Genomic DNA, 15,725 nt, shown 5'->3' on the forward strand with positions numbered 1-15,725 from the left:
GATACTCCCGTTCGATCAACTCAGACGCTGGTGGCAAAACCGGGCATTATACCCTGAGTTGACTAGAATGGGATCCTGGAATTCAGGATATGAACAAAAGGCGAACATTTATCCATGCTTTTCTTATATTGGTATCGAACAAAATCTCCCCTTCTGACGCTGCTCCTGCTTTCAGAATTAACCTTTGCAGGAATGCCCGGTTCGGACTTCATCCAGGTTCATTTTGCCCCGTTATACACTATCAAAAGCCGTGACGGATTTTCATTTGGCACACTGCAGCTGGAAAATCAGGGCAACAGCACCGTCATATCCATTACGCCAGAACGTATTGATCATCGAGCCCACCACGCAGCACTTCCGATTGAAACTTACATTAGAAGGGTTGTAGAACTATTATCTTTAGTCAATGAACAGGAGGGTGACACAACTACCCACTCCGTTACCTTCACGCTTGAGGAAACAGACGACCCTCCCCAATATGTCAGAATGGATATACAGGCGGGAGATTATCAATGGTGGTTCGACCCCACTTCATTTGATGAAGATGAACTGGAAGGGGCAGTGCCTGAACGAATGGTGATGTTTGGCGATCGTTTCCGGAAAACTGCAACGGACCTTGTTAGAAGAGGGCATGGAAAAACCCGAAAGTTTGAAATGCACCTCCCCTTTAGTGGCACCATTGATTGCATAACATGCTCAAACAAAAGGCCCTCTATTCAGAGCAGCACCAATAGAGTTGACAATAGGTTGAATTATCATCACAGCCTGACCTATCAACCAGAACGTAGAAGAATCGTGCAAACGGGAAGTCACCCTCAGTCTACTAGAATCAACTATCAGCTCAATGAGTCTGGACTCATCGAACGCATTGAATTTCAACAGGAGGGCAGGCTCATCATACTCACCGCCAGCCGCCATGCCCCAAAAAAAGAAAAAATATTCTTCCTCCCCTCTCTGCCCATCCAAAAGAGAAATAAAAATAACCACCACCCCGGAAGCGGAGGATCAGGGGGTGCCTGCAGCCTTCCTGCCATTTTTTGAGCTGTTTCATCCAGCAGAAAAGCCACTACAAACCACCAGGCGTGCCGGTTTTCGATTGCGTTTTAGCCCATTATTGTTACTTTTCAGTAACGCATATAACTTGAGGCTCAGCCATGTCCATTGAAAGTGCGGCTACTTTTTTTATAGCGATGCTGATATTCAGCGTAACACCGGGGCCCGGTATATTTGCGATCGTTGCACGTGCAATGGTGTCAGGAGTAAGGCCTTGCATCCCCCTGTCCGCAGGAATGGTCGCCAGTGATGCGATCTATCTGCTGCTGGCCTGTTTAGGCCTGGCTGCAATTGCCGCAAACTGGGCAGCTCTGTTTGTCGTGATTCGATACACCGGTGCAATTTATCTGATCTATCTCGGCTACAAGATGATCAAGGCATTACCAGAAGCGGCGGGGACAAAAGAGCATGACTGCATGTCGAAAGCCCCGTCTCACTTGACTGGCTTCATCCAGGGCTTTCTGATCTCCGCCTCGAATCCCAAAGTCATCCTGTTTTACATTTCGTTTTTACCAACATTTATGGATTTAACGCTTCTCAATGCCCGGGATATCGCTTTGGCAGAAGCATTAAGCATTGTCGCCTTAATGTCGGGGCTGATAATAACTGCAATAGGAGCCGGTCGTTTGGGGAAAATTTTGAAAACACCAAGCGCCCAGAGGAAGCTGAACCTGGGAGCCGGTGGTATAATGATTGCCGCGGGCACCTACCTGGCAACGAATAAATGAGCAAGGACAGTCCCCGGCTAAAAAGTAAGTCATACAAAAGAAATACTTACTCTATATTTAAAACCAATACCCAAAAACTCAAACAAGAACCGGGAACAATAACGCCAGCGGAGGGCTTATGAAAAAACGGATTATAATACCCACTATAACCTTACTTGCAGCCTGCTCAGGACCACACCATAAAGATGTCAGACCCAGCAGCTCTGGCATTCATTCTATTGCCATTGGCACTGAGGACAAATCGTCCGGCTATCGGGATGCCAAAGCCCAGGCAGATCACTTTTGCGCTGAAAGCAAGCAAACCGCGTACATCATCAGTGAAGATCACAAATACCAGGGCAACATGAGCGAAGCCAATTACAACACCGCCAAAACCGCCTCCAAAATCATGAAAGGAATTGGCAGCGCTACCTGGGTATTCAGCGACCATGACAGTACTCGGCAAGCCGGCGGGGTAGCTGCAGCAGGTGGACAGGTAACAGACAGCGCCCTCGGCAAGGGCTACACCTATACCATGACCTTCCAGTGCCAATAGGTTCACACGGCAACGCACCCTGGCCAGGAGCCATGAATCATGGCTCCTGCTTTTTCAGCTCTTCCTCTCGTAATTTCCGACGGAGGATTTTCCCGACATTCGTGGTGGGCAACTCTTCCCGAAACTCTACCAGCTTCGGTACTTTGTAGGCTGTCAGGTTCTGCCGGAAAAACCGGATCACTTCCTCCCGGGTCAGATCCGGATTACCGGGCACTACAAATACTTTGATCGCCTCTCCCGTGCGCTTATCAGGTACGCCAATCACCGCACACTGCAACACATCGGGGTGAGTGGCCAGCACTTCTTCCAGCTCATTGGGGTATACATTAAAGCCTGAGATACAGACCATGTCTTTCTTACGGTCGACAATGGTCACATATCCTTCGTCATCAATGCGGGCTATATCTCCAGTTCTCAACCAGCCGTCCAGCATCGCCTCTTCTGTGGCCTGCTCACTCTGCCAGTACCCTTTCATAACCTGTGGGCCTTTGATACACAGCTCACCGGTTTCACCAATGGGCAGATCGTTATCTTCCCCGTCAACCACCTTGAGTTCACAGGAAGGCACCGGCAACCCGATCGTGCCCAGTTTGATCTTATCCAGTGGGTTAATGGTCACCACCGGAGAGGTTTCGGTCATGCCATAGCCTTCACAGATACGACTTCCGGTGAGGTTTTCCCAGCGCTCCGCCGTATCCAGCTGCAATGCCATGCCACCGGATATGGTGTTTTTGAGATAGGAAAAGTCCAGCCGGCGAAACGCCTCCTGCTTCATCAGCCCCACAAACAACGTATTCAGGCCGATAAACATGCTGAACGGCTTACCGGTTAAGTCCCGGATAAACGACTTCATGTCCCGGGGGTTGGTGATCAGCATATTGTGCTCCCCCAGCAGCACCGCCACCATGCAATGCACTGTGAAGGCAAAAATATGGTATAGTGGCAAAGGAGCGATCAGCAGCTCTCTTCCTTCCTGAAGATTACCTCCCACCAGCGCCTTGATCTGGAACATGTTGCTGAGAATATTACGATGGGTCAGCATCGCACCTTTAGCGACACCCGTCGTTCCTCCAGTGTACTGGAGAATGGCGACATCATCATTTTCACGACGAATGTCCGTGCAGTGCCGCTGCGCACCCAGCCTCATGGCCCGGGTAAAACCAACGGCAGACGGCACCGTATAAGCGGGAACCATTTTCTTGACATGCTTTACCACGGCATTCACCAGCAACCGCTTGACCACTGGAAACATATCCCCCACTTCAGTGACCACCACATGCCGGATGGCAGTCTTGGGCAGGACCTTTTCAGCCATGTGAGCCATATTGGCCAGCACCACCAGACCTTTTGCTCCGGAATCCTTGAACTGGTGTTCCATTTCCCGTTCGGTGTACAGCGGGTTAGTATTCACTACAATCAAGCCGGCACGCAGGGCCCCAAACACCACCACCGGAAACTGCATGACATTGGGCAGCATGATCGCTATCCGATCACCAGGACGAAGATCCGTATGGTGCTGGAGGTAACTGCAGAACTGGCCACTCAGTTCATAAAGGCGTTCATAACTGAGTTCGTGCCCCATATTGCTGAATGCAGGCCGGTGGGCAAACTTGCGGGTGCTGTACTCCAGAACATCAATGATGGACCGGTACTGCCCCATATCAATGGTGGCAGGAATCCCTTCCGGGTACTTGTCTTTCCAGAAACCGGTAGTCATGACACAAGCCTCCTGCATCCTTGATGAAGCTGAATTGAATAAAAACGGGATAGCAAACTGTTCAACCTTGTCTTGCCATACACCACCCTCTGGGAGGTGAGCTGCCATGCATCCAGACTCAGTCATTTTTCGCTACAGGCAGTTGCCGTGAAAAACATTTTGCTTCCCCGTTATTCATGGGTGAGGATGGTGCAAAATCTTTTTCTTTCACTGTCTTAACTATTAAGCAGCGGGCATCCTGTATTGAAAATACGTCACTGAAAGATCTGGTAAGATGCTGTTTTATCGCATTAAAAATTTGCCAGACTACCAGTTTTCCGACGTGGCTGATAGACGACTTGCGGAAAATACCGTACAACCACTCTATCCAGCGGACTGTCCACCGAACAACCCGCTCAACACAATAATCAACCATCAACAAACGTGTTCAGAAAAGCGCTATGTCTTACGCCGACCAGACCCTTCACCTCGAAAGTCTCACCCCGTCATCCCCTGTACACAGGATCCCCCTTCATGCCTGGTTCCCGGAAAAACCGGCAAGAGCAGTGATCCACATCAGTCATGGTATGGCAGAGTATGGGGGCCGTTACCAGCAACTGGCGAGACAATTTAACGCTGAAGGGTTCAAGGTCTATGCCCATGACCACCGTGGCCACGGAGAAAGCCCTGTCAAAGGCCACTTCACTGACAAGGCCGGGTGGAAGACAGTGGTCAATGATCAGAAAGCTGCAGTGGATTCTGTTTTGTCCGATAACCCGGGAATGCCCTGCTTCCTGCTTGGCCACAGCATGGGCAGCTACATTCTTCAGGCTTATCTGATGGAAAACCAGCCTGCTATAAAGGGAGCCATTCTTTCAGGATCGAACTATGTAGCACGCCCATTACTGGCCCTGGCCAGGCTGGTTGCCAGTATCGAAATCCGTCGACAGGGAAAAACAGGCACCAGCCCACTGATTCATGAGCTGACTTTCGGTGGCTATAACCGAAGGTTCAAACCCAATCGAACCGAATTTGACTGGCTGAGCAGAGACCCTGAAGCAGTAGATGCCTACGCCAACGACCCTTTGTGTGGCTTTCGGTGCACCAACCGGCTCTGGGCCGACATTTTTGAGGGACTGACCTCGATCTGCTCACCCACGGCTCTCTCCCACATAGACAACAACCTGCCAATACAGGTGATGGGGGGAGATCAAGACCCGGTCAGCGCCCCCCGCGGGCTCCTTAAACTGACTGAAGCTCTTAAAGCCTCAGGAAACCGGGATGTCAGCCTGATGCTCTACCCCGGGGCCCGCCATGAGTTATTTAATGAAACAAATCGTAAGCAAGTGTTTGAGCAGCTGATACAGTGGCTGGAAAATCATATACACTCTTAGCCCGGAAGCACTCAGGCAGGCTAAGGCCGTCAGCAGCTACAGCCCTGGCTGCCTCTGCCTGATGCAGCCCCTAATGGACTTTCATCTCCAACAACTCTTTTCCAACAACTGAGCAATGCATTATGCGTAAACTGGAAAACATCCCTTTTGAAGAGCTGACCGTTGGCGCAAAGGACAGCCTCTCCCGAACGTTGACTGAAGAAGACCTTCTGCTGTTTGCCAAGGTATCCGGTGACACTAATCCTGTACACCTGGATGAAGCATTTGCCGCTACCACCCAGTTTGAAGGTCGCATTGCTCATGGAATGTGGACGGCATCATTAATCTCCTGCGCACTGGCCACCCGACTGCCTGGTCCCGGAGGCATCTACCTGGGCCAGGAACTGAAATTCATGCGCCCGGTGAAAGTGGGCGACACCGTAACGGTTGAGCTGGAAGTGCTGGATATCAACGAGAAACGCAAACGGGCAACGGTTTCAACCAATGTCGTTAATCAGGACGGTAAAACCGTCGTTAAAGGCAAGGCGGAGATCATGCCATCCTCCGGTAAAGTCATCGTAGATGAATACCCCCTGCCGGAAGTGGAATTAAAAAGCGCCGGATAACCCTCTTTCTGACGGGCATTCTTTTACCCTGAAAATACCGCTATTTTCAGGGTACGCTTTGAGCGGCATTTTCCGCGCATAGTGGTTTGGATGCCAGAAGCCAGCTCCCCCTTCAATCACGAAACAGTTGCTGTTTTAACCATTTTTCTGTGAAATGGTATCGGCTCTTGAAAACCTTTGCATTGTTTTGACAAAGGTCAACAGCCATGGTCATCCCCCTTTTCCCGATGTTCCCGGGCTCTCCTTCAGAGGGTTTGCTTCCACCTGATGGCAGGCCATCATTCAGGATCAGGAGCCAGAGCCCAGTCAACGATGATAAAAAAGACGGTACAACATGACGATTACACCCTTTCACCCTCCAAAAAGAAGCCTGATGGGACCGGGTCCTTCCGACGTTCATCCCAGGATCTCTGAAGCTCTGGCACGCCCAACCATTGGTCACCTGGATCCTGAGTTCATAAGAATGATGGATGAACTCAAGACGCTGCTTCAATACGCTTTCCAAACCGGCAACCGACTCACCCTGCCCGTTTCTGCCCCTGGCTCTGCGGGCATGGAAGCCTGTTTCACAAACCTGGTCGAAGAGGGAGACAAAGTCATTGTCTGCATCAACGGCGTGTTTGGCGGGCGGATGCAACAAAATGTCGAGCGTCTGGGAGGGACAGCCATCCTTGTTGAGTCGGCCTGGGGACGGGCAGTGGACCCCGAAGCCGTAGAGTCGGCATTAAAGCGTCACCCTGATGCCCGGATACTGGCATTTGTCCATGCCGAAACCTCAACCGGAGCCCGTTCAGATGCCAGAACCCTGTGCGAACTGGCCAGAAAATACGACTGTCTTACCCTGGTGGACACCGTAACCTCACTGGCTGGTTCAGAGCTGCGTCTAGATGAATGGGGCATTGATGCCGTTTACTCCGGCTCACAGAAATGTCTGTCCTGTGTACCGGGGTTGTCTCCCGTCAGTTTCAGCGAAGCCGCCATTGAAAAGATAAAAGCCAGGACAACACCGGTTAAAAGCTGGTTTCTGGATATGAATCTGGTCATGGGCTATTGGGGAGGGGAAGGCAAAAGGGCTTACCACCATACCGCCCCTGTCAACCAGCTGTATGCCCTGCACGAATCCCTTTGCCTGCTTCAGGAAGAAGGTCTTGAAAACAGCTGGCAACGCCACCAGCAGCACCATAAGGCGCTGGTCGCAGGCCTTGGGGCCATGGGACTGGAAATGCTGGTACCAGAGTCAGAACGGCTGACTCAACTGAACACGGTTATCGTACCGGAAGGCGTTGACGATGCTGCCGTGCGCAATCAGCTTCTGGCGGACTACAACCTGGAAATCGGAGCCGGTCTGGGAGAATTTGCCGGGAAGGTCTGGCGTATTGGCCTGATGGGTTACGGAGCCAGTAAAAGCAATGTCCTTAACTGCCTGTCAGCACTGGAATCCGCCCTGTTGAATCAGGGGCACTCATTTAAACCCGGTGAAGCCGTGAAAGCGGCTGCAAACACCTATTCAGTTTAAACCCCATAAACGTTATAGCCTCGACGTCAAAAGGGGCTTTTCCTTATTTCTTCCCAATCCAGGCGGTTGATTCAACTGAAATGTCTATAATTCACGAATCATTTTGTTGAGTGAGCAAATAGCCATTGAAACTGCACAACCTTCTCTTCATACCAGCCATTTTCTTTTTCTTGGCCGCCTCGGCACATGAGATGAACTGCATCAGGCCTAACCACACTCAAGAAGGACTTTGTGAAGAAGCTCAGAATGCACCAGTCCTTCCCCTCCTGGCCACAGCCCAACACCAACAAGAACTGACAGCCTTAGTAACCATCAACCTTGCTGAACCCGGTGGTTCTTCATTCAGACCATGGAGTTATTCATCCCCAGTCTGGACAACAGAAGAGCAAGAACACGCAATATCTCTACCACCAGCACACTATAACGATACCCATGAAGCAGGCCTCAGCCACGACCATATCCATGAAGTCATCATTCTGGGTACAGCCAACGGGGCATTTGACAGTCTCATAAACCCTTCTATAAGCAGGAGCTATTTTACCGCCATCAGAACTGAATCCTTATTGACAGAAAACCCGGAAAATTCAGACCCCTCCCATGGGCAGGGAAATGAGCAAGAAGCCCACATAATCAAAAAACTGATTATTCTCCGCAATAAAGATTCTGAGGTCAGCTCAGATAAAGACCCATACCCCAGACTCGGCGACCAGGCTTTATAACATGACTTAGCCTTAAGGCAATGGATCAAAGCCTTCTTGAAGGCCCCGTCAGCAATTCCAGCTCCTTCAAATGGATCATGGCCAGACCGTCAGTATCACCACATATCGCGCTGTCCGGTTTAAAACGCTCACAAACCTCTGGCCGTGATGAGTGGCCAAAAAGTCGGCAAAGGTTATCATCATCCAGTTGAACACAGCGGACTCCTGCCGCTTTACCCTCAGGCATGCCCGGAATAGGTGTTGAAATAGAAGGAGCAATGCAGCAAGCTCCACAACCCAGACGACATTCCACCCACTGACTCCCAAAACAGTTTCTGAAAAAGGCCGTTATTCTAAATCCCCCCATTTCCCTGACCAGTGGGAGTTGCCGTGATGGAGCAGCGGCAAAAGCAAGAACCGGGTGGAAATATCCATCTGGCAACCACAGAATAATGACAGCCATACCAATCTTCCGGGTAAACAACAGCGATGCCAGACCATCAGCAGCACTATGAAACCGTAGCCAGGGCCATCCGCTACCTGCAGGATCATCAGAAAGCTCAACCCTCCCTTGAGCAACTGTCACAACACCTTCACCTGAGCCCGTTCCATACCCAGCGCCTGTTTGCCCAGTGGGCAGGTATTACGCCCAAACGTTTTATGCAGGTGCTGACCAAAGAGCATGCTAAAAAGTGGCTTACCCAGTCCAGAAGCGTCCTGGATGCAGCCCTTTCTGCAGGGCTGTCCAGCCCCGGAAGACTGCACGACCTGATGGTCTGCTGCGAAGCAATGACACCCGGAGAAATCAAACAGCAGGGAAAGGGGCTTGAAATTCAATACGGTTTTGCAGAGACCCCTCTAGGCAGAATGATCGCTGCCACCACGGAAAGAGGCATCTGCCACCTTCACTTTATTCAAGCCGGTGAGGAAGTGAAAGCAGAACGCTACCTGCATCAGGAGTGGCCCCTGGCACAACTGTTCAGAAGCGATGCCCATATTCAGCCTCTGGCCCGGCATTTGACACAGTTGACACCTTCTACTCAACCCCTGAACCTGCTGCTGAAAGGCACCAACTTCCAAGTAAAGGTATGGGAAGCACTGCTCACCATTCCTGCAGGAGCGGTGGCTTCCTACGGAGACCTGGCAAGACTGGCCGGACAGCCAAAAGCCTCAAGAGCCGCGGGCAGTGCCATTGCCAGAAATCAGATCGCAGTACTTATCCCCTGCCACCGGGTGATCCGTGAAAGCGGTGAATTCGGACAATACCGCTGGGGGCAGGAGAGAAAAACGGCGTTACTGGCCCTGGAAGCCTGTGAGCAGTGGCAAACGGGTAACCCTGACAGCCTCTGAAAAAACCACGCTTGGCATAGAGGCACCTTTTATTTATAGTAGCGCTATAAATAAAACAACAAGCGTTCTCAGGGAGCTTTCATGCCACGCCTTATCATCCTCCTGTTATTGAAAATGTCAGCCATCCTTTTGCTCACTGGATGCACCCCTTCAATGGAGCCGGAGCCTCTCAAAAGCGGTGCACTGAACATCCCGGCCTTTATTGGCCAGCCAGCAACAGCTCGCCCACTGGCCATTTCGTTAGAGAATCACCCATTCATGGCAGCGCCAGGGAAAAGTGCAACCCATGGCGGTGGGTATAACTCAGATGTCCACCAGGAAGCGGGTCCCATGGGAGTAACCCCCAAAATCCTGAGCAGAAACGGATCAAAAATGCCGGGAGGGATGTGCTCCACGGTAACGTTCACCACCGAAGGCCGCCTGGTCGCTCTCTGCGCCTCACTGGCCGGATTCGAAATGCACCTGTTGCAACCACGCTCCCTGGAACTTCTGGCCAGATACAAACTGCCTAATCGCCCTACCACCTTTCAGGCTCTGATCAAACTCGATCCCTCCATTATCATGACTGACACTTCCGGAGGCGCTTACTACTATCTGGACAACAAGGATCGTGTTGTTCTGGCCGACAGCCAACAGCGGATTATCCGTCTGGCCCATCGCAAGAATAACGACAATGAGTGGGAGTTCTATCTAGATCGCCAATGGGATCTGAGAGAAGTAGCCCCCAATGACTGTATGAACTGGAACAACTGGTTCCCGCAAGGGGAGTGTGATCCGATTACAGCAGTACTGCCTGACCATTCAGGGCTGATCTGGTGGGTCACCCGTTTTGGCCGGGTTGGAACCCTGAACCCCGCAAATGACACTGTCCGCAGCCTGCATATTGAAGGCGAGGAGATCCAGAATGGCCTTGCCATGGATAACCAGGCGGCCTATATCGTCTCTGACCATGCCACTTATGCCATGGCCGCTGATAAAGACGGCACCCCCAGAGTGCTCTGGCGTGAATCTTACGACCGTGGCTCGAAAAAGAAAGTCGGCTCAATCAACCAGGGCTCAGGCACAACGCCCACGCTGCTGGGAAAGCGTTACCTGACCGTCACCGATAACGCCGATGAACGTATAAACCTTCTGGTATACCGGCGCGAACCCACCTTTAACGGCAACCGTCTGATCTGCTCTGTCCCACTGTTTGCCAGGGGTGCCTCAGCAACAGACAACTCCATGGTGGGTTGGGGACGTTCCATCATCATTGAAAATAACCATGGCTACCACAATGCCATTGAACAGAAACACTGGGGCCAGGTGACAGGAGGCATCAGCCGTATTGATATTCGCCAGGATGAGTCGGGGTGCGATATCGTCTGGACTTCTGATGAAAAAGCCCCTTCCGTGGTTCCCAAGCTGTCCGCTGACAATGGGCTGGTGTATTTCTACACTTTTGAGCAACAGCCTGATACAGAAGACGTTGCCTGGTTTCTGATGGCACTGGATGCCCGTACCGGGAAAACCCGGTTTAAAATTCGTACTGGATCGGGTATGGAGTTTGACAACAACTGGGCGCCCATTACCATTGGAGGCGATGGAACAGCCTATATAGGCACGCTGAAAGGGATCATTGCCGTCTGGGACGAAGTTGAAAACCGGTTAAGTGCCCAGCACAACCAGTCCGCAACCTCTCTTGAGAAGGGCGCACTTTAGTGACATTATCAACCGCCACCAGAAGTCTCTAACAACAGACTTCTGGCGAAATAACAAGGCATAAGGAAAACCACCCGGATGGGAAGACCCCGAGTACGGAACCGGATACTGGAAGCCGCCAGGGTTCTGCTGGAAAAAGACGGCGCTCTGGGCCTGACTACCCGGGCTGTTGCCACTCAGGCAGGCGTTACCGAGGCCAGTCTTTTCAATAATTTTGGCGACAAGGCAGGCCTGCTCCAGGCCCTGATCAGCGAGGCCATCCCGGAACAGGGAATCCTGGTTGACAGGATTTCTGACAATAATGCTCCTTTCGATCAGTGGCTGCTGTCCATTTTCACTTCCGCCGTCGCCTATTTTGAGAAAGTCCTCCCCATCACAGCCCCCTCCCTGACAGGCAACTCCCTTCGTTTTTCCAATGACCAGGCCAGCGGCTTTTTCAAACCAAGGCAACTTCTTACCAAAAAGCTGGCAGAATACCAGGCCCAGAACCGGATTCCTTCTACAGTGGTACCTGAACTGACTTCTCTCATGCTCATGGGAGCAGCCATGCACACGGCTGTCACACGAGTTGCTCTTGGGACCAACACCCTCAGTGACTCATTGACAGGAAAGCAGCTGATGCTTTCACTGGGGCTGGTCACTCAGGAAAAACCGCAAGACAGGAATAACCACTGACTTACACATATTTTCGTTATTTACAACCACCAAACAACAGTCGAACAACATCTTTGGCTGAACAATAGTAACCTCTCATTAATTTTCTGTAATTCCGCCCGGAAAAACGGGTATAAGAAGTCGAGGTGGGGTGCAGATCGTTGCTCGAAACCTTTAGCATTGCTGTGCTAGCATACGGGCGTCCACCTGACCAGTAGCAGCAAAAGAAAAACGCAAAGAACAACGCACAAAAAAACAACAAAAGACAGGTAGTCCAATGCCAAAGAAAATTCCTCTGTTCATTGACGGTGAGTTCATTGAGAGTGCCGGCTCCCAATCCATCCCGGTAACCAACCCGGCCAGCCAGGAACTGCTTGCCGAGCTGCCATTCACCACAGAAGCGGAGATGGAAAAAGCCGTAGAAAGTGCCAAGGCCGCTTTCAAGACATGGCGCAATGTCCCGGTTTCTGACAGAGCCCGCCTGATGATGCGCTACACCGCCCTGCTGAAAGAGCACCATGATGCTCTGGGAGAGCTGGTTTCCCGGGATACAGGCAAAACCTTTGCAGATGCCAAGGGCGATGTATGGCGTGGCATAGAGGTGGTGGAACAGGCTGCCAACATCCCGTCCTCCATGATGGGGGAAACCGTCGAGAATGTTGCCAACAATATTGACACCTACAGCTATACCCAGCCGCTTGGGGTCTGTGTGGGTATCAGCCCCTTCAACTTCCCGGCCATGATTCCCCTGTGGATGTACCCATTGGCCATTGCCGCGGGTAATACCTTCATTCTCAAGCCTTCTGAACAGGTGCCACTCACCGTTATGCGCCTGATCGAACTGTTTGTTGAAGCCGGTGCTCCCAAAGGGGTTCTGCAGATTGTTCATGGTGGTAAAGAGCAGGTGGACTATCTGCTGAATCATCCGGACACCAAAGCTGTGTCGTTTGTTGGCTCGGTTCCTGTGGGCAAATACATCTACAAAACCGCCACAGAAAACATGAAACGGGCCCAGTGCATGGCAGGAGCCAAGAACCACATGGTGATCATGCCGGATGCCGATAAAGACCGGGTACTGAATGGCCTCGTCGGAGCTTCTGTGGGCGCCGCAGGTCAACGCTGCATGGCCATCAGCGTCGCTGTCTTTGTGGGTGAGAGCAAACAGTGGATCAATGAGCTGAAAGATCAGCTTGAAGGAGTGAACCCCGGTGCCTGGGATGATCCGAAAGCCGGTTATGGTCCCGTTATTTCGGCACCTGCCAAAGAGCGGATCCTTGGCCTGATCTCCAGGGGCAAGGAAGAAGGCGCCACCTGTCTTCTGGACGGCAGTGACTGCACCGTAGAAGGGTTACCCGATGGCAACTGGGTCGGTCCAACCCTGTTCACCGACGTCACCACGGATATGGCCATCTACCAGGAAGAAATTTTCGGCCCGGTGCTGTGCTGCATCACCGTCGACACTCTTGCAGAAGCCATTGAGCTGATTAATGCCAGCCCCTATGGCAATGGCACCTCTATTTTCACCGGCTCCGGTGCCGCAGCCCGGAAATATCAACGGGAAATAGAAGTGGGACAGGTGGGTATCAATATTCCTATCCCAGTGCCCCTGCCGTTCTTCTCCTTCACCGGTTGGAAAGGCTCGTTTATGGGAGACCTGCATGCCTACGGGAAACAGGCAGTCCGCTTCTACACTGAAACCAAAACCGTCACTTCCCGCTGGAACTACGATGAAGAAGCCTTTCAACACAGTGACCTGCCTAACCTGACCATCAACCTCAAGTAGCCTTTTGCGGAACAGGGCAGGCCTGACCACCTGCCCTTCCCAGCCCTAGAAAGTCACTTTTGTAAACTCCCCCTGAAACCACATATTACAAGACGATGGATTGATAGCCTTTTATAGCGACTTTATGCCATATACAGGTTAAACATGCCCGCAAAAAAAAACACCTGACTCCACTTCAGGGTATATAATCTCTTGTATCAATTCAGATTAGGGAGAGAGAAGCGATTACAAAAAAAACTACCCCTAAGTACAAGCTCAACCTCTCATTAGCCAGCGGTGGAAGGAGGTGTTCTAAGGAGCAAGATTGAATTTGTTTCGTGCCAGTTCCAGTATTTTCATCTGTATCCTCTCCTGAGCAATTGAAAGAGCAGATAAACAATACGGCTTCTGTTTACTGCTGGAGGCGATTAAAATGAAACCGATTAGATTAACTGTTAATAAACTGATTGTTGTTATTATCGCTACAGCCCTTGGCATTGGAGCAGCAGAATTATATGCAATTTCAGACATCCACGACGCACCTGACGATACCCATTCGGGAGAACTTGTGTTTTCCGGTAAAGTCCTTGCGCCTACCTGCGACTTTTCTGTAGAAGTTGGAGGAAAAGTAATAACGGGAGAAGTAGCAACCATATCCTACCCTGATATTCCCATCCCATCTTCTACTGAGGAGAAACCGATTGTACCAGGAGAAAAGATTGCTGATACAGAACAAGAAATACGTTTGGTGTGCAGCTGCATTGACAGCACCAACCACACTCCCTCAATCAGCATAAGTGGTACAAAACATACGTCTTTCGCCAATACTCTAATAGACCATTCCAGCGCAACAAACGTTGGCGTCAACCTTACGCTCTCAGATGGGACAAGTATAATTGGAACTAGTGCTGTAAAAGTATGGCCCACTAATCTGGATGGCAACAAGATAAAGATTAAATCCAGTTTAGTTGCAACCGAGAGCACAGTTAATGCCGGAGATTTCAGGATAGTTGCCAATTACAGCATTTATTATAAATAGATAACCTCTTTTTATGGCCAAAAGCACCCTGAAAATATCAGGACGAAGTATGATACATCGACTAAAAATTCTTATACTTCTTTCTCCAGCGCTTGGAAAGTACTCAGCAGCCCACGAGTGCAACATATATAACCTTGAACTTCGCTATCATAAGACCATCTCGACCGGTAACTATACCCCAGATGGAACCGTTATTGGCCTTATCAACCCTAACTTGGAATATGAATGCCACTTTAATAGGGAAATACGTCCGGTATCCATTATTATCTATATTGACAGCGGGCGCCATTACCTTGGAAATAATTTATGGAAGACAAACTCTTCCAATTTTGCTTTTCGAGGCCCTCCCCAAACGATTGGCCAGGACAAAAACGCGCTGAAAATCGGTGAATTCAATTTAGACTGCAGACCAGAAGCACCGTGCCTACAGCGTGTTGGCACCTATTCAGGGCAGCAGCTGGAAATCACCCAGTATGGAAATAGCAAATCGGGAAAACAGTTGATCTCTTTCCCGGATCCCGTACCTGTGAAAATAGCGACTCTAATAAACAACACTCTGATAAAAACCTCAACGGCACATCAAGTCAACCAGCTATTTTCAATAGAGGCTTCTGCAACCACCTGTCACTTAATTACCCGTTTCAAACAGATAAGCTTTGGTACTATTTCTGTTTTTGAGCTTCCTAACACCCGCCCTTTTTCTCTGGATATGGAATGTAATACAGAAAACTCAAGGGCATCGATTACTTTTTTCAGTCGAAATCATCATAAAAGAAACCAGACCACACTATTTTCTGACAAAACAAACCTGACATTAGCCATTCAACGAAATGGACGACCTATTGTGTTTGACACACCTGAAGATGAAACATTGAAATCAGGATTTCAACAAATCAATTACGAAGCCATTATTGACTCAAAAGCACACAACGTAACAAAACACGGTCATTTTCGCTTTATTGTTCCCTTTGAAGTTTTTTATCAGTAGGCAATA

General features: G+C 50.4%; 15 protein-coding genes. 13 read left to right on the forward strand and 2 right to left on the reverse strand.

Features of this window, described 5'->3' with window-relative positions:
* Positions 1-114: 114 nt before the first annotated feature.
* From ACNRUY_RS04290 to ACNRUY_RS04300, 3 genes are all read left to right on the forward strand, one after another.
* On the forward strand, positions 115-1,041 hold the full coding sequence (locus ACNRUY_RS04290) for a hypothetical protein (protein ID WP_488110409.1): 927 nt from the start codon (positions 115-117) through the stop codon (positions 1,039-1,041).
* A 113-nt stretch (positions 1,042-1,154) separates the two neighbouring features.
* Positions 1,155-1,781, forward strand: a complete 627-nt coding sequence (locus tag ACNRUY_RS04295; protein WP_488110410.1) for a LysE family translocator — start codon at positions 1,155-1,157, stop codon at positions 1,779-1,781.
* Between the two features lie 118 nt (positions 1,782-1,899).
* A complete protein-coding gene (locus tag ACNRUY_RS04300; protein ID WP_488110411.1) occupies positions 1,900-2,316 on the forward strand; it encodes a hypothetical protein in 417 nt (138 codons plus the stop codon).
* A gap of 37 nt (positions 2,317-2,353) precedes the next feature.
* Here ACNRUY_RS04300 and ACNRUY_RS04305 read toward each other — a convergent pair whose 3' ends face one another.
* Positions 2,354-4,033, reverse strand: coding sequence for an AMP-binding protein (locus tag ACNRUY_RS04305; RefSeq protein ID WP_488110412.1), 1,680 nt, complete (start codon positions 4,031-4,033; stop codon positions 2,354-2,356).
* Positions 4,034-4,473: 440 nt separating this feature from the next.
* Between ACNRUY_RS04305 and ACNRUY_RS04310 the strand changes: the two genes are divergently transcribed.
* The 4 genes from ACNRUY_RS04310 (at position 4,474) to ACNRUY_RS04325 (ending at position 8,246) form a co-directional block, all read left to right on the forward strand.
* The gene (locus ACNRUY_RS04310) at positions 4,474-5,406 is read left to right on the forward strand and encodes a lysophospholipase (RefSeq protein WP_488110413.1); all 933 of its coding nucleotides are present in this window, start codon (positions 4,474-4,476) and stop codon (positions 5,404-5,406) included.
* A 122-nt stretch (positions 5,407-5,528) separates the two neighbouring features.
* On the forward strand, positions 5,529-6,011 hold the full coding sequence (locus tag ACNRUY_RS04315) for a MaoC family dehydratase (protein ID WP_488110414.1): 483 nt from the start codon (positions 5,529-5,531) through the stop codon (positions 6,009-6,011).
* 334 nt (positions 6,012-6,345) lie between these two features.
* A complete protein-coding gene (locus ACNRUY_RS04320; RefSeq protein WP_488110415.1) occupies positions 6,346-7,527 on the forward strand; it encodes a pyridoxal-phosphate-dependent aminotransferase family protein in 1,182 nt (393 codons plus the stop codon).
* A 125-nt stretch (positions 7,528-7,652) separates the two neighbouring features.
* Complete coding sequence (locus ACNRUY_RS04325) at positions 7,653-8,246, forward strand: hypothetical protein (protein ID WP_488110416.1); 594 nt, start codon at positions 7,653-7,655, stop codon at positions 8,244-8,246.
* Between the two features lie 25 nt (positions 8,247-8,271).
* Here ACNRUY_RS04325 and ACNRUY_RS04330 read toward each other — a convergent pair whose 3' ends face one another.
* Positions 8,272-8,688 (reverse strand): YkgJ family cysteine cluster protein, encoded by a 417-nt coding sequence (locus ACNRUY_RS04330; RefSeq protein WP_488110417.1) that lies wholly within the window; start codon positions 8,686-8,688, stop codon positions 8,272-8,274.
* 26 nt (positions 8,689-8,714) lie between these two features.
* Between ACNRUY_RS04330 and ACNRUY_RS04335 the strand changes: the two genes are divergently transcribed.
* From ACNRUY_RS04335 to ACNRUY_RS04360, 6 genes are all read left to right on the forward strand, one after another.
* Positions 8,715-9,575, forward strand: coding sequence for a bifunctional transcriptional activator/DNA repair enzyme AdaA (locus tag ACNRUY_RS04335; RefSeq protein ID WP_488110418.1), 861 nt, complete (start codon positions 8,715-8,717; stop codon positions 9,573-9,575).
* 81 nt (positions 9,576-9,656) lie between these two features.
* Positions 9,657-11,276 carry a hypothetical protein gene (locus ACNRUY_RS04340; RefSeq protein WP_488110419.1) on the forward strand — a complete coding sequence of 540 codons (1,620 nt, stop codon included), beginning with the start codon at positions 9,657-9,659 and terminating at the stop codon, positions 11,274-11,276.
* A gap of 78 nt (positions 11,277-11,354) precedes the next feature.
* Positions 11,355-11,951: a TetR/AcrR family transcriptional regulator gene (locus tag ACNRUY_RS04345; protein ID WP_488110420.1), complete on the forward strand. Its 597-nt coding sequence runs from the start codon at positions 11,355-11,357 to the stop codon at positions 11,949-11,951.
* A gap of 256 nt (positions 11,952-12,207) precedes the next feature.
* Positions 12,208-13,713, forward strand: a complete 1,506-nt coding sequence (locus ACNRUY_RS04350; protein WP_488110421.1) for a CoA-acylating methylmalonate-semialdehyde dehydrogenase — start codon at positions 12,208-12,210, stop codon at positions 13,711-13,713.
* A 412-nt stretch (positions 13,714-14,125) separates the two neighbouring features.
* Entirely contained in the window at positions 14,126-14,731 is a 606-nt protein-coding gene (locus ACNRUY_RS04355) for a fimbrial protein (protein WP_488110422.1), read from the forward strand.
* A 49-nt stretch (positions 14,732-14,780) separates the two neighbouring features.
* Positions 14,781-15,719, forward strand: a complete 939-nt coding sequence (locus ACNRUY_RS04360) for a hypothetical protein (protein ID WP_488110423.1) — start codon at positions 14,781-14,783, stop codon at positions 15,717-15,719.
* Positions 15,720-15,725: the final 6 nt, after the last annotated feature.

Source organism: Endozoicomonas sp. Z74 (genome assembly GCF_057680865.1).

Bases quoted from the DNA above. Each gene is read 5' to 3' on its own strand.
- ACNRUY_RS04305 (WP_488110412.1), bottom strand. From the start codon at position 4,033: ATGACTACCGGTTTCTGGAAAGACAAGTACCCGGAAGGGATTCCTGCC.
- ACNRUY_RS04340 (WP_488110419.1), top strand. From the start codon at position 9,657: ATGCCACGCCTTATCATCCTCCTGTTATTGAAAATGTCAGCCATCCTT.
- ACNRUY_RS04360 (WP_488110423.1), top strand. From the start codon at position 14,781: ATGATACATCGACTAAAAATTCTTATACTTCTTTCTCCAGCGCTTGGA.
- ACNRUY_RS04350 (WP_488110421.1), top strand. From the start codon at position 12,208: ATGCCAAAGAAAATTCCTCTGTTCATTGACGGTGAGTTCATTGAGAGT.
- ACNRUY_RS04290 (WP_488110409.1), top strand. From the start codon at position 115: ATGCTTTTCTTATATTGGTATCGAACAAAATCTCCCCTTCTGACGCTG.
- ACNRUY_RS04345 (WP_488110420.1), top strand. From the start codon at position 11,355: ATGGGAAGACCCCGAGTACGGAACCGGATACTGGAAGCCGCCAGGGTT.
- ACNRUY_RS04355 (WP_488110422.1), top strand. From the start codon at position 14,126: ATGAAACCGATTAGATTAACTGTTAATAAACTGATTGTTGTTATTATC.
- ACNRUY_RS04300 (WP_488110411.1), top strand. From the start codon at position 1,900: ATGAAAAAACGGATTATAATACCCACTATAACCTTACTTGCAGCCTGC.
- ACNRUY_RS04335 (WP_488110418.1), top strand. From the start codon at position 8,715: ATGCCAGACCATCAGCAGCACTATGAAACCGTAGCCAGGGCCATCCGC.
- ACNRUY_RS04295 (WP_488110410.1), top strand. From the start codon at position 1,155: ATGTCCATTGAAAGTGCGGCTACTTTTTTTATAGCGATGCTGATATTC.
- ACNRUY_RS04330 (WP_488110417.1), bottom strand. From the start codon at position 8,688: ATGGCTGTCATTATTCTGTGGTTGCCAGATGGATATTTCCACCCGGTT.
- ACNRUY_RS04320 (WP_488110415.1), top strand. From the start codon at position 6,346: ATGACGATTACACCCTTTCACCCTCCAAAAAGAAGCCTGATGGGACCG.
- ACNRUY_RS04315 (WP_488110414.1), top strand. From the start codon at position 5,529: ATGCGTAAACTGGAAAACATCCCTTTTGAAGAGCTGACCGTTGGCGCA.
- ACNRUY_RS04310 (WP_488110413.1), top strand. From the start codon at position 4,474: ATGTCTTACGCCGACCAGACCCTTCACCTCGAAAGTCTCACCCCGTCA.